Source organism: uncultured Methylobacterium sp. (assembly GCF_964244095.1).
Classification (GTDB): domain Bacteria; phylum Pseudomonadota; class Alphaproteobacteria; order Rhizobiales; family Beijerinckiaceae; genus Methylobacterium.
Window position 1 is genome coordinate 13636 of sequence record NZ_CAXTHR010000001.1, and the last position, 21063, is coordinate 34698.

General features: G+C 67.7%; 21 protein-coding genes and 1 pseudogene. 2 read left to right on the top strand and 20 right to left on the bottom strand.

Annotated features, from left to right (window positions below):
• Positions 1-209 precede the first annotated feature (209 nt).
• A pseudogene (locus tag ACFE86_RS00065) lies at positions 210-818 on the top strand (IS3 family transposase); the annotation flags it as partial.
• A gap of 283 nt (positions 819-1101) precedes the next feature.
• On the opposite strand, the gene ACFE86_RS00070 reads toward ACFE86_RS00065, so the two are convergent.
• From ACFE86_RS00070 to sctS, 13 genes are all read right to left on the bottom strand, one after another.
• Positions 1102-2103, bottom strand: coding sequence for a helix-turn-helix domain-containing protein (locus ACFE86_RS00070; RefSeq protein ID WP_375453282.1), 1002 nt, complete (start codon positions 2101-2103; stop codon positions 1102-1104).
• A 210-nt stretch (positions 2104-2313) separates the two neighbouring features.
• A complete protein-coding gene (locus ACFE86_RS00075; RefSeq protein WP_375453283.1) occupies positions 2314-2697 on the bottom strand; it encodes a hypothetical protein in 384 nt (127 codons plus the stop codon).
• Between the two features lie 455 nt (positions 2698-3152).
• The gene (locus ACFE86_RS00080) at positions 3153-3413 is read right to left on the bottom strand and encodes a hypothetical protein (protein WP_375453284.1); all 261 of its coding nucleotides are present in this window, start codon (positions 3411-3413) and stop codon (positions 3153-3155) included.
• Between the two features lie 485 nt (positions 3414-3898).
• Positions 3899-5047 (bottom strand): type III secretion system export apparatus subunit SctU, encoded by a 1149-nt coding sequence (gene sctU, locus ACFE86_RS00085; protein WP_375453285.1) that lies wholly within the window; start codon positions 5045-5047, stop codon positions 3899-3901.
• A complete protein-coding gene (gene sctT, locus ACFE86_RS00090) occupies positions 5044-5871 on the bottom strand; it encodes a type III secretion system export apparatus subunit SctT (RefSeq protein ID WP_375453286.1) in 828 nt (275 codons plus the stop codon). The genes sctU and sctT overlap by 4 nt, the downstream gene beginning before the upstream one ends.
• Positions 5872-5940: 69 nt before the next feature.
• Positions 5941-7257: a hypothetical protein gene (locus tag ACFE86_RS00095; RefSeq protein WP_375453287.1), complete on the bottom strand. Its 1317-nt coding sequence runs from the start codon at positions 7255-7257 to the stop codon at positions 5941-5943.
• Between the two features lie 26 nt (positions 7258-7283).
• Entirely contained in the window at positions 7284-7736 is a 453-nt protein-coding gene (locus ACFE86_RS00100) for a type III secretion system chaperone (protein ID WP_375453288.1), read from the bottom strand.
• A gap of 140 nt (positions 7737-7876) precedes the next feature.
• Positions 7877-8254 carry a CesT family type III secretion system chaperone gene (locus ACFE86_RS00105; RefSeq protein WP_375453289.1) on the bottom strand — a complete coding sequence of 126 codons (378 nt, stop codon included), beginning with the start codon at positions 8252-8254 and terminating at the stop codon, positions 7877-7879.
• Positions 8251-9483, bottom strand: coding sequence for an HrpJ domain-containing protein (locus ACFE86_RS00110; RefSeq protein WP_375453290.1), 1233 nt, complete (start codon positions 9481-9483; stop codon positions 8251-8253). Before ACFE86_RS00110 ends, ACFE86_RS00105 begins: the two co-directional genes overlap by 4 nt.
• A 165-nt stretch (positions 9484-9648) precedes the next feature.
• Positions 9649-9975: an EscF/YscF/HrpA family type III secretion system needle major subunit gene (locus ACFE86_RS00115; protein ID WP_375453291.1), complete on the bottom strand. Its 327-nt coding sequence runs from the start codon at positions 9973-9975 to the stop codon at positions 9649-9651.
• A gap of 25 nt (positions 9976-10000) precedes the next feature.
• Positions 10001-10246: an EscE/YscE/SsaE family type III secretion system needle protein co-chaperone gene (locus ACFE86_RS00120; protein WP_375453292.1), complete on the bottom strand. Its 246-nt coding sequence runs from the start codon at positions 10244-10246 to the stop codon at positions 10001-10003.
• A complete protein-coding gene (locus ACFE86_RS00125; RefSeq protein ID WP_375453293.1) occupies positions 10247-11047 on the bottom strand; it encodes a Crp/Fnr family transcriptional regulator in 801 nt (266 codons plus the stop codon).
• A 35-nt stretch (positions 11048-11082) separates the two neighbouring features.
• A complete protein-coding gene (sctS, locus tag ACFE86_RS00130) occupies positions 11083-11370 on the bottom strand; it encodes a type III secretion system export apparatus subunit SctS (RefSeq protein WP_375453294.1) in 288 nt (95 codons plus the stop codon).
• Between the two features lie 346 nt (positions 11371-11716).
• Between sctS and ACFE86_RS00135 the strand changes: the two genes are divergently transcribed.
• Positions 11717-14407, top strand: a complete 2691-nt coding sequence (locus tag ACFE86_RS00135; protein WP_375453295.1) for an FHA domain-containing protein — start codon at positions 11717-11719, stop codon at positions 14405-14407.
• 96 nt (positions 14408-14503) lie between these two features.
• On the opposite strand, the gene ACFE86_RS00140 is transcribed toward ACFE86_RS00135, so the two are convergent.
• From ACFE86_RS00140 to ACFE86_RS00170, 7 genes are read right to left on the bottom strand one after another with little or no spacing between them, the layout of a single operon-like run.
• Positions 14504-14788, bottom strand: coding sequence for a hypothetical protein (locus ACFE86_RS00140; RefSeq protein WP_375453296.1), 285 nt, complete (start codon positions 14786-14788; stop codon positions 14504-14506).
• A gap of 27 nt (positions 14789-14815) precedes the next feature.
• On the bottom strand, positions 14816-15103 hold the full coding sequence (locus ACFE86_RS00145; RefSeq protein WP_375453297.1) for a hypothetical protein: 288 nt from the start codon (positions 15101-15103) through the stop codon (positions 14816-14818).
• Complete coding sequence (locus tag ACFE86_RS00150; RefSeq protein ID WP_375453298.1) at positions 15096-15914, bottom strand: hypothetical protein; 819 nt, start codon at positions 15912-15914, stop codon at positions 15096-15098. Before ACFE86_RS00150 ends, ACFE86_RS00145 begins: the two co-directional genes overlap by 8 nt.
• Positions 15915-15948: 34 nt before the next feature.
• Entirely contained in the window at positions 15949-16437 is a 489-nt protein-coding gene (locus ACFE86_RS00155) for a hypothetical protein (protein ID WP_375453299.1), read from the bottom strand.
• A 4-nt stretch (positions 16438-16441) separates the two neighbouring features.
• On the bottom strand, positions 16442-17614 hold the full coding sequence (locus ACFE86_RS00160) for a MotA/TolQ/ExbB proton channel family protein (protein ID WP_375453300.1): 1173 nt from the start codon (positions 17612-17614) through the stop codon (positions 16442-16444).
• Positions 17604-19733, bottom strand: coding sequence for a type III secretion system export apparatus subunit SctV (gene sctV, locus ACFE86_RS00165; RefSeq protein ID WP_375453301.1), 2130 nt, complete (start codon positions 19731-19733; stop codon positions 17604-17606). Before sctV ends, ACFE86_RS00160 begins: the two co-directional genes overlap by 11 nt.
• A gap of 43 nt (positions 19734-19776) precedes the next feature.
• Complete coding sequence (locus ACFE86_RS00170; protein WP_375453302.1) at positions 19777-21042, bottom strand: hypothetical protein; 1266 nt, start codon at positions 21040-21042, stop codon at positions 19777-19779.
• Positions 21043-21063: the final 21 nt, after the last annotated feature.

Consider the following 21063-nt stretch of genomic DNA (forward strand, 5'->3'; position numbering starts at 1 on the left):
AAATGATGCGGCACCAAAGAGATCGAAGCAGGCATTCGTGGGGCGACCCACGAATGCCTGCTTAGAGCCGATCGGACACCTCGCAATACCTCTTCCATGCGGGGCGGTGTCGTGATTTCCTGATGCTATCGGCGTTGGGGAGGCTCGGATGGGTCAGCCTGGGGTCTTCGATCTGGTTGAACGGTATCAGCGTCTGTCGGAGAACGGCGAACCACAAGTGCACGTATCGGATCTACCGGGACGAAGGACTGTCGATCCGGTCCAAGCTGCCCAATCGCAAGCGGGCTTGGCGGTATCGTCAGGGTCGGCCAGGGATCGGTGGGCCCAACGAGGTCTGGGCAATGGACTTCGTGTCCGACCGCATCTTCGACGGGCGTCCGTTTCGGATTCTGACCGTCGTCGATTGCCACACGCGAGAGGCGCTCTCGCTTAGACCGAGAGCCAACTTCCGCGCCTACCAGGTGACTGAGGCGCTCGACGCCTTGGTCCGGCTGCGAGGTCGACCGAAAAGCCTACGGGTGGACAATGGCCCCGAGTTCGCCGGGCGCATGCTCGACCAGTGGGCCTACCTGAACGGGGTCGAGATCGACTTCTCCCGACCGGGCAAGCCGACCGACAACGCCTACATCGAGTCGTTCAACGGCCGCCTATGGGCGGAATGCCTGAACGCTTCGTGGTTCCTGTCGCTGGCGGACGCGCGTGAGCGCATTGAGGAATGGAGGTGCCACTACAACGAAGATCGACCTCACACGGCCCTGGGTGGCTTGACGCCTCGAGCCTTCGCCAACCAAGCTGTCACAGCCCTAGAACTTGCATAGGCCGTGGACCACAAACAAGGTCAACTCCAAGCAGGGCGCAAAGCCATACCTCAGGGAGGACCACTTTCCAGGGGGCAGGCCAGGCCCAGCTCCGTAACACTCAGATGATCGGCGATGTGAGCCATATCCGCCTCCATGAAACGTGGCACAGACCCTAACCAGATTATCGCTCAACGAGAATTACCCGCCGAGTCAATCAGACGGAAACGGTATGACACACGGCCGAGGTTGCCTACACTTATAGGCCAAACACTCGGGATGACCCCGCGTCGATAATAGCAGCCTATCCCCCCAGGCGCGCCCACCAAGCTTTCACCGGCTCGGCCGAGCGTTGCCGCTCGGCATCGGCTTGCACGATCCGCTCGTGGCGTAGGTCGCGCGGCGTCAGACCGAAGCGCCGCCGGAAGACGCGGCTGAGATGGGCAGGACTACTGAAGCCGGAGATGGTCGCCAGTTGTGCTATGTTGCGGGTACCCAGTGGATCGGCGAGGGCATCCCGTACGGCCTCCAGCCTTAGTTCCTGAACGTGTCGCATCACGCCGCCGAGCGGCGCAAAGGCCCGATAGAGTGTCGCCCGTGACACCCCGATCCGTACCGCGAGAGAAGCCGGCGAGAGATCGGCGGCGGCAAGATTGGCGCGGATCACCTTTTCGGCGAGGTTCAAGACCCCGCTATCGAGCTCCTGGCCGTCCAGCGTATCGACCGCCGCCGACGTATCGAACAGGCGGCGCAGGAATGCGAAGAGATCGGTCGTCACGGCCTCCGTCTCGGCAACCGTGAGCCGCGGTAATTGCCGGCTCAGCGCCATGATCCGAGCAAACAGCAAGCGCTCGCGGTCCTTGTCGAGGCGGGGGCCGATGCGGTCGAGGTCGACCCCGACGAGCAGGCTTCTGGGGATTGCGAGGCCGCTCGTGTCCGACGCGGCCGCCCGCGCGTCGACCGTACGCGCGAGGTCGCAGATCGCGACCTGCCCGCGGCCGACCATGACGGACCGTCCGCCGAATTCCCCCTGGAAGCCGCCGGACCGATAGCACTGCAGCAAAACGTGGTTGGGCGTCGCGGCGACCAGCGCTTGGTCACGGGTGAGGTGCTGGGCATTGAAGGTGCAGCGATGGGCAATGACATCGTCCATGAGGTAGCTCGACACGCTGCCGCGCGGCAGTGCTCGGCTGTAGCGAGCCCGCTCGATGGCGAACATCGGCGCCATGACCTCCCGCCATTCAGCGAAGGCTTGCTTCTCGGGCAGGCCGGCGGTGCGATAGTGCAGGACGGGCAGGACGGTCACGGATCGGTCGTCTGTGCCTTAAGCGCGAACGGCGATGCGCGTTGTGGAGATACTGGACTCAAAAACAAAGCTTTCGCGTATCCCAGAAAGACTGAGCGCGCCTACGTGGCTTGGAGCGCCCTGCGTTTTCGCGGAAACTGCATCTCCATCGCGGTCGAACACATTCGCTCGAAACGGCTCGGTCCAGATCGCCGGTGGGGTTGGCCTATCTCAGAGGTAGCGCCAGAGGCCGCCGACCAGTACGCACCGGCCCCAGAGCGACACTCCGGTGCCGGTACGATCGATGTGATAGTAATCACCCGTCAGGCGCTCGACATAGGCGGTCAGTGCGGCGTCGTCGGCGAGCGTGATGCGCGTCGGCGAGATGTCCGCGTATGGACGCTGGTCGATCCGTTGCCAGCCCCGGCCCGCGTTCTCGAACCGTGTATAGACGAGATCGGCGCGGCTGAAGCTCATCCGGATCTTCAGGTCGAGCAGGAAATTGTCGCCGAGGCGCCGGAGATTGGTGCATTCGAGGTGGACCTGACCGGACGGTTGCGTGGGGCTGCGCGCCGTCGGCAGGGTCCGCTCGGCGGCCGAGGCGCCTTCGGCCACGCCGGCAAACCAAGCCAACAATGTGCAACGTGCCGCCAAGCGTGCGATGCGCCGGTATGTCATGCGATGCCGCCTGCTGCGTTTCGGTGGTGAGGACAGATCAATAGTCGAGACGGAAAGCCGCACCTGGCCCGTATGGAATCGGATTCGGTGCCGCCACTCGACAGACGGGTGGCCCGGGCGGCTCCGGATCGCAGACGATCCGCGGATCGTCATGGCGGGCGCACAGGCCGAACGTATTCACGGCGAATCCGGGTAGGCATCCCCCTGTCGCCGAGCGCAGGAGCGGCCGAAACGGCACCAGGGGGACGGGTGGCAACGAACGCCTCGCCGGATCGGTCGAGGACAGCGGATCCGCCGCGACGGCGGGTACGGCCGGGAAGCCGGCGATCAAGCCGGCCGCGAAGCATCGGACAAGTCGCCGCCGACCCGCGCCGGCCCACGAAACCCAGGCATCACCGGCGTCTGTCACGGTCTCGCTCCTCATTGCTCCGGCGGCGCTCGGCCTCCCGCATGTCGTCCTGACGCCGTTCCGCGCGGTGCAGATCATCTCGGCGCTCCTGTTCGCGCCGGTCCGTCGCGCCATCGTCCCGGCGGCGCTGGAGCCTGAGCAGCTCCTCGATCATGCCCTGCTCGCGTCGAGCCAACTCCCCCCCGATCAGGTCGCCCTGAGCCTGAGCCGAGGGGCCGGACAGCAGGAATGCGGCGAGCAGCAAGGCACGCCCGCATGCTCGACGGCTTTGCCCGCTCTCGAAGGATCGCCACGGGTCACCGGTCCGAAGCCTGCCCGATCCACGTCGGTCGAAGGCCTGCGGCAGTGCAACACATCCGGAACCGATCGCCGGGCTCACCATTGATCCATCACATTGCACGCGCCTCTTCGGAGCGGTTCTATGGGACAACAGAGCATCAACGAGGTCATACGGCTTTACTCTGCGGGTATGATTTCGCGTGCGAGTCTTGAAGAAGAAATCGATGCTCGCAAGCATGCGTTGGGCGAGACGGGACGCCGTACAGGGTCCGCTTCGCTCGAAGATTGCATCGACTTGTACCCGGACAGCAACGGAACGTGGCGGGCCCTCAACTGATCGGGATATCAGGATCAGTCCAATCGAAGGCGGCCCGCATGCCGCTTCGGCATTGCGGCCCCGGGCAGGCCAGCCAGTAGCCATCGCTCGCGTGCAGGCGTGTATCGTGAGGCTCATGGAGAGGCTCCGTGGTCCGCGCCGGCGCCCGTATCCCGGCGATGATCTCCGGCTTCCATGTCGATCACACCGTGCTGCAGGCGCTCCTGATAGAGCAAGTGGCGGTTGCGCGAGACCCAGGCCAGGACCTCGGCGACGATGTCGAAGAGATCGTCCGGGATGGTTTCGTTGACCGCCGTGTCGGCGTAGAGGGCGCGGGCGAGCGCGACGTTGCGGAAGACCGGAACGCCCGCCTCCTCGGCTTGTGCCCGGAGCTGCGCCGCGTGGGCGTTGCGGCCTTTGGCCGTCACGAGGGGCACCGGCGCGTCCTGCTCGTCGTAATGCAGCACGATGGCGAGATGCGTCGGGTTGACGACGAGCGCCGTTCCCTTGCGGGCGGCCTGCCCGCCGTCCCCCGTCGCCAGTTCCTGCGCCAACTGACGGCGCTTGCCTTTGATGTGCGGGTCGCCCTCGCTCTCCTTGTATTCGCGTTTGACCTCGTCCTTGCTCATCATCAGGCTCTTGGTGTGGTGGTGCTTCTGATAGGCGAAGTCCGCCACAGCCACGACGACGAAGGCGAGGCCCGAATACATCAGCGTCTGGAATAGCACCGCCGAGATCAGATTCGTCTGGCAGGGAAGGCCGCAGCCTATCGACTGGGTGAAGGGCCCGATCGCGGCGCGTAGAACGTAGTAGAGCAGGATCGACAGGACTGCGATCTTCAGGAGCGACTTGAGAAGCTCCACGATTTGCTTCATCGAGAGGATGCGCTTGAAGCCGGCGGCCGGGCTGACTTTGTCGAGCTTCGGCATCAGGGATTCGAAGGCGAACAGGACGCCGAACTGCAGCACGTTGGCCGCGATCGCCGCCACGATGGTGATCCCCACGACCGGCGCCAGGATCACGAGGATCTCCCGGCCGATGATCGTCAGGCCCTGAAGGGCGTTGGTCCGGAAATCCCCGATGGCGAGCACGGCGGCGACGTCGAACAGGGTGACCAGGCGGCGGGTGATGTCGCCCCAGGCCAGCCACAGGTAGATGATCACGGCCAGCAGCGAGCCCGCGGTCACCGCCTCCTGGCTTCGGGCGACCTGCCCGCGCTGGCGCGCATCCCGCTCGCGCTTGGGGGTCGGAAGCTCGGTCTTGTCTCCGGAGGTCTCGCTCACGGCCGCATTCCGGAGGCGCGCATCAGCCCGTCGAGGCTGGAGACGTAGCGGGCAAACAGCGACGTCTGGCCGGCGGCGTAGGGCAGGAGCGTCGCGAAGTAGAAGATCAGGATGAACATGGCGAGGCCGCTCTTGATCGGCATCGCCAGGACGAAGACCTGGATTTGGGGTGCGAAGCGGCTGACCATCGCCAGCGCGAACTCGGCCAGGAACATCACCGCGACCACCGGCCCCGCCATCACCACGACGAACTCGATCGCGTGGTCGAACGACCCGAGCATCAGAGCCGGGAACCGGTCGGTGAGGATCGGCAGCGCGCTCGGAGCCGGCCAGAGCGCGAAGGAACGGTAGAGCAGGCCGACGATCGGCAGGACGCCCCCCGCGACGTAGAGGTAGGTCAGGAAGACCTGCGAGAAGACGATGCCCAGCGTCGAGGTTTCCTGGCCCTGCAGCGGGTCGATCGACGAGGCCATCGACGACCCGCGCTGGTTGTCGATCAGCGCGCCGGCCGACTGCACGCCCCAGAACACCCAGCCGACCAGGCTGCCCAGGACGAAGCCCACCGCGGTCTCCTTGGCGAAGTAGGCGGCATAGCTCGTCAGTTGCCGGTCGAACCCGTCGACGTGCTGGAGGTTGACCCCGGCCGGGACGACGGACAGGGCGAGGATGACCGCGACCCGCGCCGTCCGCGGCACCGCGGTCGACACGAGCAGCCCCGAGGTCGCCATGAACGCGTAGACCCGCGGCAGCGTGAGCAGGAGCGCGGTGAACTCCCGGTCGAACAGCCGCAGGAAGAGTTGCAGGGTGTCGCGCAGGTCGGTCATTCGGGGCGCCGGCCCATACGGTTGACGGTCACGAGGGTACGGCCGCGTGCCGCTGGGATTCAATCGGCTTCACACCGTGGCGGCACCTTGAGAATAGAAAGTCTCGGCCATGACCTTGATGTTCAGTTGCATCTGCGGCTCGATCGTATCGAGCTGTTCTTTCACGGCCGGATGAAGCGGGGCGTTTGCCTGCATCTTTCCGGAATTCGCGAATGTCTGCATCACTTTCGAGCAAGCAGTCATGCTGACAACTGAGAGAGGTGTCGGAGTACTTGGGCTAGGCGTAGGAACGCCGAGGCTCTTCGCGAAATCGCTCGTCGGCAATGTGACATCCGCAATACGAGTACTGAGGATATGCAGGAAGAAGTTGGCCATCATGGTGTTTTCGAGCGCCTTTACTTGGGCGGGTGAAAGGTCGCTGCTTCTCACTACTTCGATGGCGGCGCGAAAAATGTCTTTGATAGACTGGGGATAGCTGGCTACGATGTCTCTTGCCCCTTGCTCGTCCTTTCCGAGCATCCTCTCGAAGAATCCCTTCGCATATTCTCCCGATCTGCTGGCGAAATTATGGTTGTCGATCTGCACTTGTTTATTTAGATCTGGATAGCTTTGCAGGGCTCGGTTTCCGCCTGTAAAGTCTGCCTGGCTCAATAGCACGGTCTTGTTTGCCGGAAGCTGAGCGTGTTCATCGATCGCTAGGTTGATCGCGAAGCCGTTGGCGGCATTTTTCATCAGCGCCTTGAACGCGGTGTCCTGGCGCATGAACGTGGTGATATCGACCTTCGTTCTCTCGATCTCGGCGCTGACGATCGACTTCACCTGAGCGATCGTCTCCGGCGAGGCGTGCGACGTCAGGTCGACATCGACCTTCTTGAGCCAGTCGGACTTCAGCGACGATGCATAGGCCGCGTCTGCGACGGCATCCGTCGTCGTCGAACGTGCTGCATCGGCCGTCTGCCGGATGTTCAGAGGCGGCTCGTCGTCCTGGATACCCAGCCGCGTCTTCAGGAAATCGACGACGTCGTGTTTCGCCTCGCTGAGGACATGGGCAAGCTTCGAGTCCTGGACCTGAGATGCGACCTGTCCGATCTTGCCGCCGAGGTCCGAGAGCTTGCCCTTGAAGGCTTCGAACTTCGAGGTCATCCATCCCAGCGCGGTGTCCATGACGGATGGACGCGTCGCCTCGCCGCTGCCGATCCGCGTCGACACCGTCGCCGCCGCTCCGGAGACGCCGCCGGCGACGGCCGCCCCGACCTCCCCAGGTCCGCGCGAGGTCCGCAGGAACATCTCGCCGGTCCCGGTCTTGTGGAGGTCCGCGGTCTCGCCGGGAGCGAGGGACGTGCGCGGAGACGAGGCGGGGGCGGCGTTGCCGAGGCCGACGGGCATGATGGTTCTCCTATCTGCTTGGCGGCTCAGCCGCGGATGAGGTATTGCTCGGTCGCGGGCAGTTCGGCCGCCAGCGGTGCGCCGTCGAGGGCTTCGTGCCCCTCAGGGCCGTTCCAGAAGGCGGCGCTGCCGAGGAAGTCGACGATGCGGGCGTGAAGGCCGTCCGCATCGAGGCCGCGCAGGTCGAGGCGCTCGCACAGGACGATCTGCCGGCGGCCGGGATCGAGGGCGAGGCGCGCCGGCCCCGTCGCCGCGCCGAGGTAGTTGGCCGTCATCAGGCGGGCGAGACGCGTCTGGTCGAGTTCCGGCGGGAGCGCGGCGAGGGGCGTGACCATCTCGACGTGATCGGCGCCGATTCCCACGAAGCCGACAGGGGTCTCGCCGAACACGACCTCGGCGTGCTGGTCGGGACCGAGTTCCAGGTCCGGCAGGCCGGTCACTTCGCGCAAAGCCGCGATGGCTTGATGAAGGTCCTGCATCAGGGGCAAAGTCCTCGTTACGATGGCTTCGGTTCCGGCGTCGCTGCCCACGGCCCCGCTTCGTCCGGTCGTTCTAGCCGCTCCGCCGGCCGTCGCAGTCACGTTCGGCACAGCGAGGCGGGAGTCTCGCCCCCTCCCGGTCAGGGCAGGCCGCGGTGGACGGCAGCGAGCTGATGCAGGCAGGCGTCGAGGGTCGGAAGGTCGCACTCGGCCTCGTCGAGGCTCAGGCTGAACACCAGGCTGTCGTCCGCGGCGAGGCCGGCATATACGATTCGCCCCGTGCCGGGATCGACGCCGGCTCCGGCGAGAGCGGCCTGCAGCAGCTCCGGACCAAGCCAAGCCGGGCGGCGGGCCAGGCTGACGAGCACGCGCGCGCCGTCGCGCGAGGGCGTCAGCGAGAGGGTGCCGGTCTCGGCGAACACGAAGCTGACGCTGCCATCCCGCGCCGGCCTGAGCGGCAGTCCGAGCTGCCCTGCGAAACCTTCGATCGCTCCGAGGCTCATCCGCGAGAACGTCATCGGCCGGGCTCCCGTCCCTGTTCGCGACGGGCGACGGGCCGACCCCGGCCATCGCCCGCCGACTCGTCCGCGTAGGCCTCCTCCTCGGCGACGAGGGTGTCGAGGAGCGTCATGATCGCCTTCGTCTGCTGCGCGCGGGCCTGCACCGAGGACATGATCTCGTCGGGGATGTCGGCGTGCAGGCCGCGCAGGCCGTTGGCGAAAGTGACCTGCACCGCGGGCGGACGGTCGCCGAAGCCGCCGAGCAGGCGGCGCGCGTCGGCGAGGCTCGCGGTCGGCTGCGAGGCGAAGTTCAAGATGCGGCTGGTCTGGTCGACCGGGTTCGCGGGGACCGCCGGCCGCTGTCCCCGGTCGGTGAGTTGGATGAGTTGGCGCGTCGCATCGAACACCGTCTGCATCTTCTTGAGCTTGCCGAGTTCGGTCAGCAGGCCGTGCAGGAAGACGGGATCCGTCGACGGGCCGGCGCTGGAGAGGTCGCGGCCGGCCGCCGTCATGAAGGTCTCCACGGCCTCGCCGAAGGAGCGCAGCACGTCGAACCGGGTGAGCGCGTCGAAGAGCTGGCCGACATGCATCGTCTCGCGCAGCATCGCCCGATAGACGTCGCGCACCGCGGCGGGATCCGTCTCCAGGGTCTCGGCGGCGCGGGAGGCGACCTCGGCGACCGCGAAGCCGGCATGGACGTCCCGGGCGAGATCGGTCTTCTGGAATTCCGCGCGCGCCTCGTCGAGGCGGTTGAGGAAGACGGGATCGGCGCCCACCGCCTCGAAATGCGCGCGGGCGACCTCCAGCCCCGCATATTGGTGCGTGACGTCGCCGTCGAACTCCCTGAGCGCGGCGAGGATCTCGTCCTTGGTCGTCCCGCCCCCGCCGCCCGATCCCTCCAGCAGGTTCCGCATCGTCTCCAGTTGCCCGACGAGGGCGAGGAGGGCCGCCTCGCGCGGCATGTCCGGGAGCTTGTCGAGGTAGCTGTTCAGCCGCGCGATCGCCTCGGGGTCGATGACCTGACCCGACCGGACGGTCCGTTCGCCGAGCGACTTCCGGTCAGCGCGGTGCGCAACCGACTGCCCGAGCTCTTCGGCCGCGTCCGTGAGCTTCGATGCCTCGGACGACAGCGCGACGTCTTCGCCGCGATAGCTGCCGCGCGCCTGCTCCACGACCTCGGCCCCCACGGGGGAGATCACGTTGAAGGCGGAGACGTTCTGCCGTGTGATTTCGGATGAGCCCGACATCGCGCGTCATCCTCGCAGGAACAGTGGGTGCCTGTGGAACCGGCTTGGCGGCCGGTTCCACAGGGATCGTGCTTGCGCGACGGCATCAAATCGCCGTCGCATCGGCCGTTTTCCCAGCCCGAGCGTTATCGGGCGAACTGCGTCCGCAGGCCGCCGCACCCGAGGTCAGGCGACGTTGCGGGCGACCGACTTCAGCGTGTCGGAGACGGACTTGAGCATGTTCGTGCGCAGGTTGCTGATGGCCGACCAGCTATTCATTGCCATCTGCATCGAGAACATCTTCTCAGTGTCGGACAGGTTGGAGTTCTGCTCGATGGAGCGGATATCGTTCTCGATATTCTTCATTTGCGCCTGGAGCTGGTTCTGGCGCCAGATCAAGTCGAATCCATCGTAACCGGTCAAGGGAGTAGTGCTGTAAGTTGCACGCGTCGTTTCGTTCGTCTCATAGAAACTTGCTGTGCCAATCCGAGATGCCGGGTTTCCCGTTGTCATGTCGTTTCTCCTTCGTCTTAAAACGTCAGTTGCCGGTCCGCGAGAGGATGTGCGTCGCGGCGGTGATTGCGTTGGCCAGGGCGTTCGTCCTCTCGAACTCGGCGGCCTGGATGCCGCGGCCGATGCGGCTGCGGACGCGCTCGGCCATGCCGTCGAGGCGCAGGAGCGCCTCACGCCGCGTGGCCGATCCTTCCGGACCCCGAAGCGATTCCTCGAGATCGGTCATTCCGAAGCCGGCCTCGGGCGCCGGCGATGTCTCGTCGGTCGCCATCTAGAGCGTCTCCTCCATCGAGAGTCCCTCAAGTCGAGCGCGGTTGAGGATCAGGATGCAGCGGTCCTGGATCGCGATCCAGCCGGCCCGCTCCCAGGTCTTCAGGGCGCGGTTGACGTTGCCGCGGGAGCCGCGCGCCATCAGGCCTAGATCGGTCTGGTTGACGACCGCCCCGAGCATGCCGACCTGGCGCCCCTTGACGACCGCGCGCGTGCCCAGCCCGTCGGCGAGGCGGAGCACCGATTGCGCGAGGCGCGCGGGCAGCGACTTCAGGCTCAGGTCCCGCGTCAGCGTGACGTAGGAGCGGTAGCGCCGGGCGACGACGCGGGCGAGGGCGTCCCCGACGTCGGGATGACGGACGGACAAGGCCTTGAAGGCCTGGACCGAGATGCTCGCGGTCGTCAGGCAGCCGATCGCCGTCGCCATGTCGCAATAGGTGCTGCTCTCGAAGACGCCGAGTTCCCCGAAACTCTCGCCCGGCGGCAGGATGCCGTGAAGGACGGTCGACCCGTCGTCCATCAGGTAGGACAGGCGCACGTGCCCGGAGACGACGAAGAACAGGTGCTTGGCCTCGTCGTCCTGGAGATAGATGAACTCGTTGGACCCGAAGCTGCGGCGCACCGCGGCCCTGGCGAGGTCGGCCTTGGCTCCGCTGCTAAGCTTGGCGAAATCGGCCGACGAGAATGCGATCTCGACACCCATGGTGGCGCGGTAGGGTGCGCTCCGCGGGTCGCCCGAAGCCCTGAGGGGGGAGGCCTCGGGGCGGGTGAACGCCTGAAGCATCTCGCGTATCTCGGACATGAACGCTCAGGCCGCCGACGCGGCGGCGAGGCCGGTCACGGCCGCGCCGACGCTTTGTGGGTGTAGCGCGGGAAATCGTCGAAGAGCTTCGTCGTGTAGGTCAGCATCTCGCTTCCCAGGAATCCCGCCATCGCGGCGATGGTCACGGCGACCGCGATCAGCTTGATCGCGAAGGACAGCGTCTGCTCCTGCACCTGAGTCAAGGCCTGCAGCAGGCTCACGCCGATGCCGACCACCGAGGCGACCACGATGGGAGGCATCGAGAGCAGCATCACGAGCATCATCGCTTCCGTGATCTGGTGAACCGCGTCGGAGGGCGTCAAGGAATCGTCCTGTCATGACCCAGCGCCTGTACGCCACCGCGGAACGATCTCGTCCATAAACCGAACACCATCCCGAACCCGCGGTCGTGGCAGGAACTTCGATCGCCGAGGCTGCATATCGGATCGTGCGCGTGCATGTATGTTTCAGCGTCTCAGAAGTTTCATCCTTGTCCCACGAACATGGGCATCCACGGCTGTTTTTCTCCAAGAAGGGGGGTAAAGCCACGGTTACTTGACGCCGGTGGGTGACTTGGCGGAATTCACGCCAAGTATAAGGCCTGCGGTGAGGCGTTCGCGTGCGACGACGAGGACTCATCGTCCGCGTCCGGGATGGGTTTGAGACACAGTGACCGAGACCCGACCTTCCGATCTCGTTATCCTCAAGATCTTCAGCGGCGTTCAGGCAGGCGTCGAAGTCTCCCTCGTCGCAGGTGAGTACAATCTGGGCAGCGGCGCGGAAGACGACATCCAGCTCGTCGACGTCAGCCTGAAGGCCTCCCACGCCCGCCTGCGGGTCGCACCTGGCAAGATCGAGATCGCCGGATCGGCCGGAAACCTTCGGACCGCGGCGGGGGTGACGGCCGGGCCGGACGATCCCTGGCGGGAGATCGAGCCGCTCGACATCGTCACCGTGGGCACGACCCGGTTCGCCCTCGGCTACCCGACCTCGCAATGGGCCACGATCGCGGAAGCCGAGCTCGATCAGTCCGCCCGCCCGGCGCCGGTTCCGCCGCGCGGCCTCGCCGCTCGTTTCACGCCCGAGCGCCTGCGCAACCTGGCGGCTCCCATGATCGCCCTCCTCCTGCTGCTCGTCGGCATGGGTTGGTACGTCCTCGACGGCGGCCTGCGGCGGAGCGGGCAGATGGCGGCCTCCGGTGGACAGGATCTTTCCGTCGTGCGCGAAACCCTGGACAGGTTCCCGTTCGGACGCCCCGTCACCGCGCATCAGGAGGTCGACGGCGCCATCTACGTCAACGGCTACGTCGAGAGCCCGGTGGAGCGGCGGGCGCTGGCTGCGGCGCTGGAGCAGACCGGCGTACCGATCCGGGTCCGTCTCTGGGTCCTTCAGACGCTTCGCAGCGAGGTGCAGAACCTGATCGAGGTGCAGAAGGTCAACGTCACCCACGAACTCGCGGCGAACGGAAACCTGACCCTTGAGGGGACGATTCTGAACGCGGCCAGGGCCGAGCGCTTCGTCGAACTGGTGAAGGACCGGGTGCTCGGCGTCGCCGGGATCGACGCGCGCATCAAGACCGCCGCGACCCTGCTCGGGGAGGTCGAGAAGCTCGCAGTCACGACGCAGATCCAGCCCTGGATCCTGCTGAGGGCGGATGGTGATCTGATCGAGGCCAACGGCGCGATCCCCGTCGCGAAGATCGACGCCTGGGTCGGGTTCCTGCAGAGCTATGCCCGGCGCTTTTCCAAGGACATTGCCCTCCGCTCCTTCGTGCAGTTGCAAACGCCGGGAGACCGCGGCGGGGCGGTGCCGGAGCGCGCCATCGTGATCGGTGCTCAGACAAGCGGCGGGGACGCCGCGCTGAATCTCGATCGGCTCCGGCAGGGATCGTTTCAGCTCGACGAGGTCTTCGCCGGTGCGGCGCAGCGTCTCAACGGGGAGATCGGTCGGCGTCCGGACACGGCCGGCCCTGCCGCCGGTGCGGGCGCCGACGGTGCCGCAGCGTTCGAACCGGGCGGTTCCGGTGGACCCGGCAACGCGATCGTGCGCGACGGCCGGGCGGTCGGCGGACCCATCCGGGGCAACGGTGCGGAGAGCCCGGCCGGACCCGGCGCCTCCGGAGCGAGCAACCGTCGCCCGAGCGAGGCCGGCCCTGCCGCCGGCGCGGGCACTGACCGCGCCGCAGCGTTCGAACCGGGCGGTTCCGGCGGATCCGGCAACGCGATCGTGCGCGACGGCCGGGCGGGCGGCGGACCCGTCCGGGGCAACGGTGCGGAGAGCCCGGCCGGACCCGGCGCCTCCGGAGCAGGCCGTCGCGCGAGTGAGGCCGGCCCTGCCGCCGGCGCGGGCAAGGGGCTGGACAGCCCGCGCCTGCCCGGCACGGCTGGGCGCGGGAGCCCGGCATGGGACCGAGATGCGGGTGCCCAGGGGGAGGGCGGAGCGCCGCCGAGGCAGGGCGAGGTGAATCGGGCGACCAACCTGCTCCTCGACGCGATCGGTGGCGATCGTCGTCCGGTCGCGCCCGACCGGTCCGGTACGGCGGCCCGTTTTTCCGCCGACGCGCGAGGTGAAGGCGGCTTCGCAGCCGGCGGAGCCGAGACCAAGGGTCTCCCGGCCGGTGCGGGCGGGACCTCGGATCTGGCGGCGGGAGCTTCCGCCTCCGACACCGCCAGTGCGGACCTGGCGGACCAGGGCCGCGACCTGCTCGAGCGCTGGCGGACCGGCAATCTCGGCACCGATGCGCGCGGCCGTGCCTTGCGGATCGCCATGGAGACCCTTCGGGCCGGTGGCGACGGGGCCGGTGGCGACGGGGCCGGTGCGCAAGACGGCGTTCCGAGCTGGTATCTTCCACTTCTGGAACCACGCGAGGCCAAGGCGACCGCTCCCTGCTGGCCGGATGCGCAACTGCGCCCTGCGGACATTCCGGCCACGCTGTTCTGGCTCGATATCCTCAGCACGAGCGAGGGAACGTCGCTCGCGACGTTTGGACGAGACGTCCAGGTTCTGCTGCTGGAGGCCGGCCTGAATCCCAACCGCGTGGGCGCGTGCGCCAAGCAGGCCGTCCCGGCGAGCGAGGCCGCGGCGCACTCGCTCTATCTGCGCGAGATCGCGCGCAACCCTGCCTTCGTGCGCTTCATCGTCCGCGATCTCGCGCCGTTCACCCTGGACATCGCCGGCGCGAACCTGCTTCAGGCGCGCTTCGTGCTCACCCGAGGCGGGCGCAAGATGTATGAGGGCGCAGCGCCGGATCGCTCGAGCCGTCTCGCCATCATCGGGGAGCTCGGCGTGGCGATCCAGCTTGGCCGGGGCCTGTCGACGGTCGTGTTCGAACCCGACATGAACTGGAAGATCATGCCCTGACGAAGCAGGGATTTACGGAGGCGGAGCCGCTCGCGAGGCAGCGGATTCGGTTGGGTGATCCGCCGACGGCTCGATTTTCCCAAAAGACTGTTCTCGTCAGGCGTCCCGTCCGGCCTTCGGTGAGGCGGGTGCAGCGGCCTCGGCGTTCCGCAACAGGGTGGACATGTTCGGCTGGACGAAGGCGCGCATCGGAGGGGGCGTCGCCGCCTCGTCCTCGAAATCTCCGGACGCCTGGGAGAAGTCGAGGACCGGCGGGCGCAGCATGCCGTAGAGCACGGAGGCGAAGCGCGAGCCCCGCGCGTCCTGCGAACGGTCCTGGTCGTTCGAGGCGGCGGGTTGCGCCGGGTTCGTGCCGCCGATGCGATAGGTCGACTCGGTCATGGTTGGTCGTTCTTTCCTGGGAGGGCGTCAGACGCCGAGGGCGGCACCCGGTGCGACGTAGACGCTCTGCTGGCCGATCAGGTCGGCCGCATCGAGGTGCCGCTTCTTGGTCGTGCTCTCCACCAGCGTGATGCTGGTCTGATCGAGATAGGTTTGGAAGGCGTCCGCCTGCGCCACGGCGCTGCGCTCGGTCCGCACGTCGGCATTCTGCGCGATGGCCTTCGGCGAGGAGACGGGCAGCGGGTCACGGCTGGCCTGCGCCGTCTGATGATCCGGCAGCGGCGTGGATCGCGCGAAGGGCGTCGGATCAATCATGACGTCTCCTCTTGGTGTCATCCGTTGATCGAGCGGCGAGACTCAATTCCGAAGGATATCGGTAGCTCATACGTGACCTCGGGACAAGTTGTTCGATAGCCAGGACCGCCACGACACCTGCGGAAATGGCCAAGATTTCCAACGCGACGGACAGAATCCGGTACAGGCGTCCGGATAGCCCAGCCGTCTTGGCGGGGCTGGCGCCTGCACCATCCGCTTCGCTGCCTGCCGCGACGGAGGCGTCCGGGCGGAGGACCGCGGAAGGCGAGGCCGACAGCAGGCGGGCGAGATCCTCGCGGAAGCGGCCGCGCTCGTCGCGATGTTCGAGGATCGCGAGGAAGGCGGACGACCACGCGCTCCCCTCCCGGTCCCGCAGCGCCCGCGGCACCGTGATCTCATGCCAAGCGAGCCCCGCCTGCTCCAGCCGGCGGACCGTCGAATCGTACCAGCGGTGGGAGAACACGTAGAGGCGGACGGGCATGCCCGGCTCTCCAGCATGGAGGAGCCGGTCGAGGGCGGCGAGGGGAGCGGCTTCCGGTACCGGGAATCCGGCAGACGGCGACCGCAGGCCGGACTCCACAAGGTCGAGGCTCACCCCCTTCGTGCCCGGCGCGCGGGCCCGCAGGATCTCGACGAGCGCCCCGGCGCGCAGCGGCGCGCGCGCGCGGCTCCCCAACGCCTCCGTCGCCTCGACCGGAACGGCGGGTGCCGGCGCGTCGGAACCGGCGCGCAGGAGGATCAGCAGGATCAGCAGAAGGGCGGCAAAGATGTTGGCCGACAGATCCGTGAGCGCGGCCGCTCCGAGCCCCATCAGGTCGTCCTTCGGAGGATGACCGCGCCGTGCCTCACGGCGCGGTCGCGAATGCCATGCAGGCGCGGGCGAGAGCCGGTTCCTGCGCCGCGGCGCATGTGGAGCGCGCGCGGACCTGTTCGATCTGCGGCGGGCCGTAGGCCGCAGCGATGGGCTCGAAGGCGAAGGCGCTCTCGAGACCGTTCGGCTCCACGATCAGCAGAAGCGGTTCGCCCGCCTCGCGCAGGCGGAGGAGCAGGGCGCGCAGGGCGGGATCGTCGGGGATCCGGTCGAGGGGGACCGCGCGCCCGTCCTCCGCGAGGCGCAGGCCGTCGGCGCCCGCGAGAATGGGCTGAGCCGGCCGGCCGCGCACCGTGACCGCATCCGTCGGCCGCTGCGCGCCGGGGCTCCGGGCCGCCTGGTGGACGACGGGCAGCAGCACGAGGATCGCGGGCAGCACCGCCGCAACCAGGGCAAACAGCAGGTCTGCGAACGGATCGTAGAGCCCGTCGTCCGCCTCAGGCTCGTGCGAAGGGCCGGGCAAACCTCTAGGCGGCATCGGCCGCCTCGATCGTTCCGGCGAAGACGGCGCAGGCGGCGGCGAGCTCCGCCTCGCTTTTCTCGATGAGCGACAGGAAGAGCGAGGCGGCCATGCTGCCGAGCAGGCCGAGCAGCGTCGTCTCGAACTTGAGGGCGAGGCCTGCGAGGCTCCCGGTCAGGTCGATCCGGCCGCCGGCGGCGCCATCGAGGGGAAGCGACGCCATCGCGGTGGCGAGACCGACCACCGTGCCGAGGAAGCCGAGCAGAGGCAGCAAGGTTATGAGGCCGCGCACGAAGCGTCGCGACGCTTGGCGGAACGCCTCGAAGGCGGCCGCCGCGCGGCGCCCCCCGTCAGGCCTCCGGGCCTCGGTCCCATGATCCTCCAGCGCCGCCGCGATCAGGCTCGCCGTCCACGTGCGGCCGTAGGCACCGCAGATCTCGTCCACCCGCGCCTGCAGGCCGGTGGCGCGCCCGCTCGCCGGGAGAAGCGCGAAGGCGGCCTGCACCCCGTGGAGGGCTGCCCGATCGCGGCGATGGCGCAGGACCGCCTCCCACAGATGCGCCATGATGACGAAGAACAGGAAGACGATCGCCCGATGGATCGCGCTGCCTCCGGCCAGGGCCCCGGCGAGCACCGTCGACAATGTCGTCTCGACGGACCGTTCCGGCGCGGTGAACCCCATCACCTGATAGAGCAGAAGGGTCAGGAAGGCGCCCAGCGCGACCGCGGCCGCGCCGGACTGGATCTGCACGTTGGCGCGGGCTTGAAGCGGCGCCTCCCAGAAGGCGCAGAAGCGCAGGTCGCACTCCTCGCTCAGGACGTGACTCGCGAACAGGGTCACCAGGATCTGCGGCCAGAGCGGCAGGGCCGCGGCGGCCGGCGCGCCCGTCGCCGCGGCGAGCCCCATCGGGACCACGAGGGCGAGGGCGACGCTGCCGCAGGCCCCCAAGCGCAGCCGGAGCGGTGGGAGCGCGGCCCGGCTGAGCACTCCGGAGACGAGGGCGAGGATCACCCCGAGGGCGCACGCCCAGAACGCCACACCCTGTCCCCGCCCGTGCACAAGAAGGTAGAACCCAAGCGCGACGCAGAGGCCGACCGTGTAGGCGGTGAGCCGTGGGCGCAGGTGCTGCGCGGTCCCGGCCGCGGGCTGCGCGGCGAGGGCGGCGGTCTCAGGCCGCATTGTTGATCTGGGCCGTCAGCTTGATGCGTTCCAGGGGCTGCACGTTCGCGTTGGCGGTGAGTTCCTGGTAGGACAGGACGGCGAGGTGGGGGAAGTCGCGCTCGACGATCTTGCGCATGAAGCGGCGGATATCCATCGGCACGAGGATCACCGGAGCCACCGCGTTCTGGCCCGCGCTGTCGACGACGCCGCGCATGGAGCCGATGAGCTGGCGGTGCACGTCGGGCGAGAGGGCGAGGTAAGAGGCTCCGCTCGTCTGCCGGATCGCGTTGCGCACGATGTCCTCGACCTCCTTGGCGATGAGGTAGGCCGGGATGATGCTTTGGCCGCCTGAGAACTTGTGGGTGATGTAGCGGCTGAGGGCCGAGCGCACGTGCTCGGTCAGCACGATCGGGTCCTTCTCCCGTTGGCCCCAGGCGACGAGGGCCTCCAGCACGGTCCGCATGTCGCGGATCGAGATTTCCTCGCTCACCAGCCGCTGGAGCACGTCGGTGATGGTGATGGTCGGCAAGAGCCGGGTGGCCTCGCGCACCAGTTCCCCGAAGTTCTTCTGCATCTGTCCGATGAGGTACATCGTCTCCTGGACGCCGATGAACTCCGACGCGTGGTTCTTGAGCACGTGGGCGAGATGGTAGGTCAGCATCGTCGAGAGCGTCATCACCTGCATGCCGGCCCGCTCCAGCGTCGGCATGTGCCGCGTCGAGACCCAGTAGCTCGGCGTGTGGGGCAGGAAGTCGTCGCCACGTTCGAACGGAATGTCGAACATGCGCAGATTGGCCTCCGTCTCGCGCACGATGACGTAGCCCGGCCTTGCCGCGCCCGCGGCGACGGGCACCTCGTTGACGAGTATCCGGTACTCGCCGTCCTTCAGGTTCTCGTTCAGGCGCAGGTGGATGCCGGGGAACGGCACGCCGAGGTCGAAGTAGAGGGCGCGCCGCACCTGCGCGACCTCGCGGTCGAGCTTGTCCGGCCGGATCGCGTCGCGCACGCTGGCCGCGATGTCGACGATGAGTGGCACGGTCAGCGCGAAGCTCACGCTGGGGATGGGCGCCGTGTCGGCCTCCTCGGCACCGGGCAGGGAGGGCGCTTTGCCGACGGGGGCGAGGGCCGAGGCTAGCGCCGGCATCTCGCCCGCTCGCACCTTGCTCGCGCCGCGGCGGCGCTTGCGGATGGTCATCCAGCCGCCCACTCCAGCCGCAGCGGCGAGGATGAGGAAGATCGGGGCCGGAAAGCCCGGCACCAGCGCGAACACCACCATGATGACGGCGGTGATCAGCAGCGCCTTCGGCTCGGCCCCGAGCTGGCCCATGATGTCACTGCCGAGATCGGCGTTGTCGTCGGAGGCGACACGGGTGACGATGAAGCCCGCCGTCATTGAGATGAACAGAGCCGGTATCTGCGAGACGAGGCCGTCGCCGATCGTGAGCAGGGAGTAGCGTTCCATCGCCTCGCCGATGGGCATGCCGCGCTGCATCGTGCCGATGGCGATGCCGCCGATCATGTTCACGGCGATGATGATTAGTCCGGCGATGGCATCGCCTTTGACGAACTTCATCGCGCCGTCCATGGCGCCGTAGAGCTGGCTCTCCTTCTCCAGCTTGTTCCGGCGCCGCTTGGCCTCGTCGAGTTCGATCATGCCGGCGCGCATGTCGGAATCGATCGACATCTGCTTGCCGGGCATCGAATCGAGGGAGAAGCGGGCCGAGACCTCGGCGACGCGCTCCGAGCCCTTCGTGATCACCATGAAGTTCACGATGGTCAGGATCAGGAACACCACCAAGCCGACGACGAGATTGCCCCCGACGACGAAGCGCCCGAAGGTCTCGACGATGTGGCCGGCATCCGCCTGGATCAGGATCAGGCGCGTGGTCGAGATCGCGAGCCCGAGCCGGAACAGGGTGGTCAGCAGCAGGATCGACGGGAAGGACGAGAGCTGCACGACATCGGTGAGATAGACGGCCGCCATCAGCAGGATCGCGGCCAGTGCGAGGTTGAGGGCGATCAGCACGTCGATCACCGCCGTCGGCAGCGGCAGGATCATCATGAAGATGATGCAGATCAGCAGGAACGCCAGCAACAAGTCGTTGCGCTTGGACAGCGCGTTAAGGAACCGCATCATCGCGTGCACGCCGCTCCGGGGTCTGTCTCGATCGGCATCCGGTTCAGACCGCGAACTGATAGCGGACGAGGTCGTCGTCCGCGTCCTGCACCGCGGCGGCCGGCTCGTCGCGGAACTGCCGCAGCATCTGGAGAAGGTCCGCGAGCCCGGTGAGGAGGCCGAGCGCGGTCTGCGCCACGCGGCGCTCGTCCTCTGCGTCGCCGGCCTCGCGGCTCGTGCGCGCATTCGTATCGGCCGTCGCGACGCTGTCCTGCTGGAACCGCCTCAGGGTCTGCGCGACGTCGTCGAGAAGACGGTCGAGATCGGTGCTGCGCTCCACCGACCGGCTGCGCTCGCCCCCCCCGGTCTGGAGGAACAGCGCGATCTGGCTGAAGACCGAGACGAGGGCCAGGTCGCGTTGGGGGCCGGCCGCTGCGAGGACGGCGATCTCGCCCTCGATCCGGGCGACCGTCGCCGTCGCCGTCGCGATCTCGGCCGCGACGGCCGCCAAGCTGGAATCCGCCTCGGCGAGGGAGGCGTTCGTCGTCGCCAGGGCCGCGCGCGCCTCCGCGATCTCGGCGGTGAGGTCTTCGAGGGTGGTCGTGTTGGCCTCCAGAAGCGCGCCGACCATGGCTCCCTCCGATTCCGCGGCGGAGCGATCGCCGATGGCCGCGTCGCGCTCGACCCTCAAAGCGTCGGCACGCTCAGGGTCGTTGGCCGCGTCGGCGGCGGCGATCTCGTCGTCCAGCCCCGCGATCCGCGCGGTGGCCGCGGCGAGGGCATCCGTGGATGCCGCCTGCCGGGCGGTCAGATCCGTCCGGGCCTCATCCGCCTCGGTCTTCCCGGCCGTCGCGTATGAGATCAGCCTCGTCAGTCGGCCGGCCTCGGTCGTGAGCGCCTCCTTCTGCGTCGTGAGATCGGTCTGCTGCACGCTCGATGCAGCGAGTTCGGCCTGTGCGGCCGTCCGCTCAGTGGTCTTGGCAGCGATCTGGGCAGCGCCGCCGACGATCCCCGCGATCGCAGAGCCCAACCCCGTGCGCAGGCCGGACAGGGCGCTGGCGATCCTGTTGCTGCTGCCCTCCTGGGCCGCCGCGTCGACGGCGAGCGCGATCTGCGCGAGGATCATGGCGGCGTCCTCCGGATTCTGCGGCGTGCGCAGGCCGAGGAGCCCGGTGCCGAATGCGGCACCGAAGGATGCGTAGAGCGCGGGCGGCGCCGCCGTCTGGGTTGCCGAAATGCCGGCCCCGACCGTCGCGGCGACCGGCGCGACGGTCGGGGCCGTCGCGTATGTGGGGGGCGGCGATGTGACCGAACCGACGCCAGAGGACATGGGCGTTCCTTGACCGAGTGG

What these genes read in the sequence shown, in the direction of transcription:
- sctT (WP_375453286.1), bottom strand. Translation starts at nt 5,871, where the DNA reads ATGACCGACCTGCGCGACACCCTGCAACTCTTCCTGCGGCTGTTCGAC.
- ACFE86_RS00095 (WP_375453287.1), bottom strand. Translation starts at nt 7,257, where the DNA reads ATGCCCGTCGGCCTCGGCAACGCCGCCCCCGCCTCGTCTCCGCGCACG.
- ACFE86_RS00100 (WP_375453288.1), bottom strand. Translation starts at nt 7,736, where the DNA reads ATGCAGGACCTTCATCAAGCCATCGCGGCTTTGCGCGAAGTGACCGGC.
- ACFE86_RS00105 (WP_375453289.1), bottom strand. Translation starts at nt 8,254, where the DNA reads ATGACGTTCTCGCGGATGAGCCTCGGAGCGATCGAAGGTTTCGCAGGG.
- ACFE86_RS00110 (WP_375453290.1), bottom strand. Translation starts at nt 9,483, where the DNA reads ATGTCGGGCTCATCCGAAATCACACGGCAGAACGTCTCCGCCTTCAAC.
- ACFE86_RS00115 (WP_375453291.1), bottom strand. Translation starts at nt 9,975, where the DNA reads ATGACAACGGGAAACCCGGCATCTCGGATTGGCACAGCAAGTTTCTAT.
- ACFE86_RS00120 (WP_375453292.1), bottom strand. Translation starts at nt 10,246, where the DNA reads ATGGCGACCGACGAGACATCGCCGGCGCCCGAGGCCGGCTTCGGAATG.
- ACFE86_RS00125 (WP_375453293.1), bottom strand. Translation starts at nt 11,047, where the DNA reads ATGTCCGAGATACGCGAGATGCTTCAGGCGTTCACCCGCCCCGAGGCC.
- ACFE86_RS00140 (WP_375453296.1), bottom strand. Translation starts at nt 14,788, where the DNA reads ATGACCGAGTCGACCTATCGCATCGGCGGCACGAACCCGGCGCAACCC.
- ACFE86_RS00145 (WP_375453297.1), bottom strand. Translation starts at nt 15,103, where the DNA reads ATGATTGATCCGACGCCCTTCGCGCGATCCACGCCGCTGCCGGATCAT.
- ACFE86_RS00150 (WP_375453298.1), bottom strand. Translation starts at nt 15,914, where the DNA reads ATGGGGCTCGGAGCGGCCGCGCTCACGGATCTGTCGGCCAACATCTTT.
- ACFE86_RS00160 (WP_375453300.1), bottom strand. Translation starts at nt 17,614, where the DNA reads ATGCGGCCTGAGACCGCCGCCCTCGCCGCGCAGCCCGCGGCCGGGACC.
- sctV (WP_375453301.1), bottom strand. Translation starts at nt 19,733, where the DNA reads ATGATGCGGTTCCTTAACGCGCTGTCCAAGCGCAACGACTTGTTGCTG.
- ACFE86_RS00170 (WP_375453302.1), bottom strand. Translation starts at nt 21,042, where the DNA reads ATGTCCTCTGGCGTCGGTTCGGTCACATCGCCGCCCCCCACATACGCG.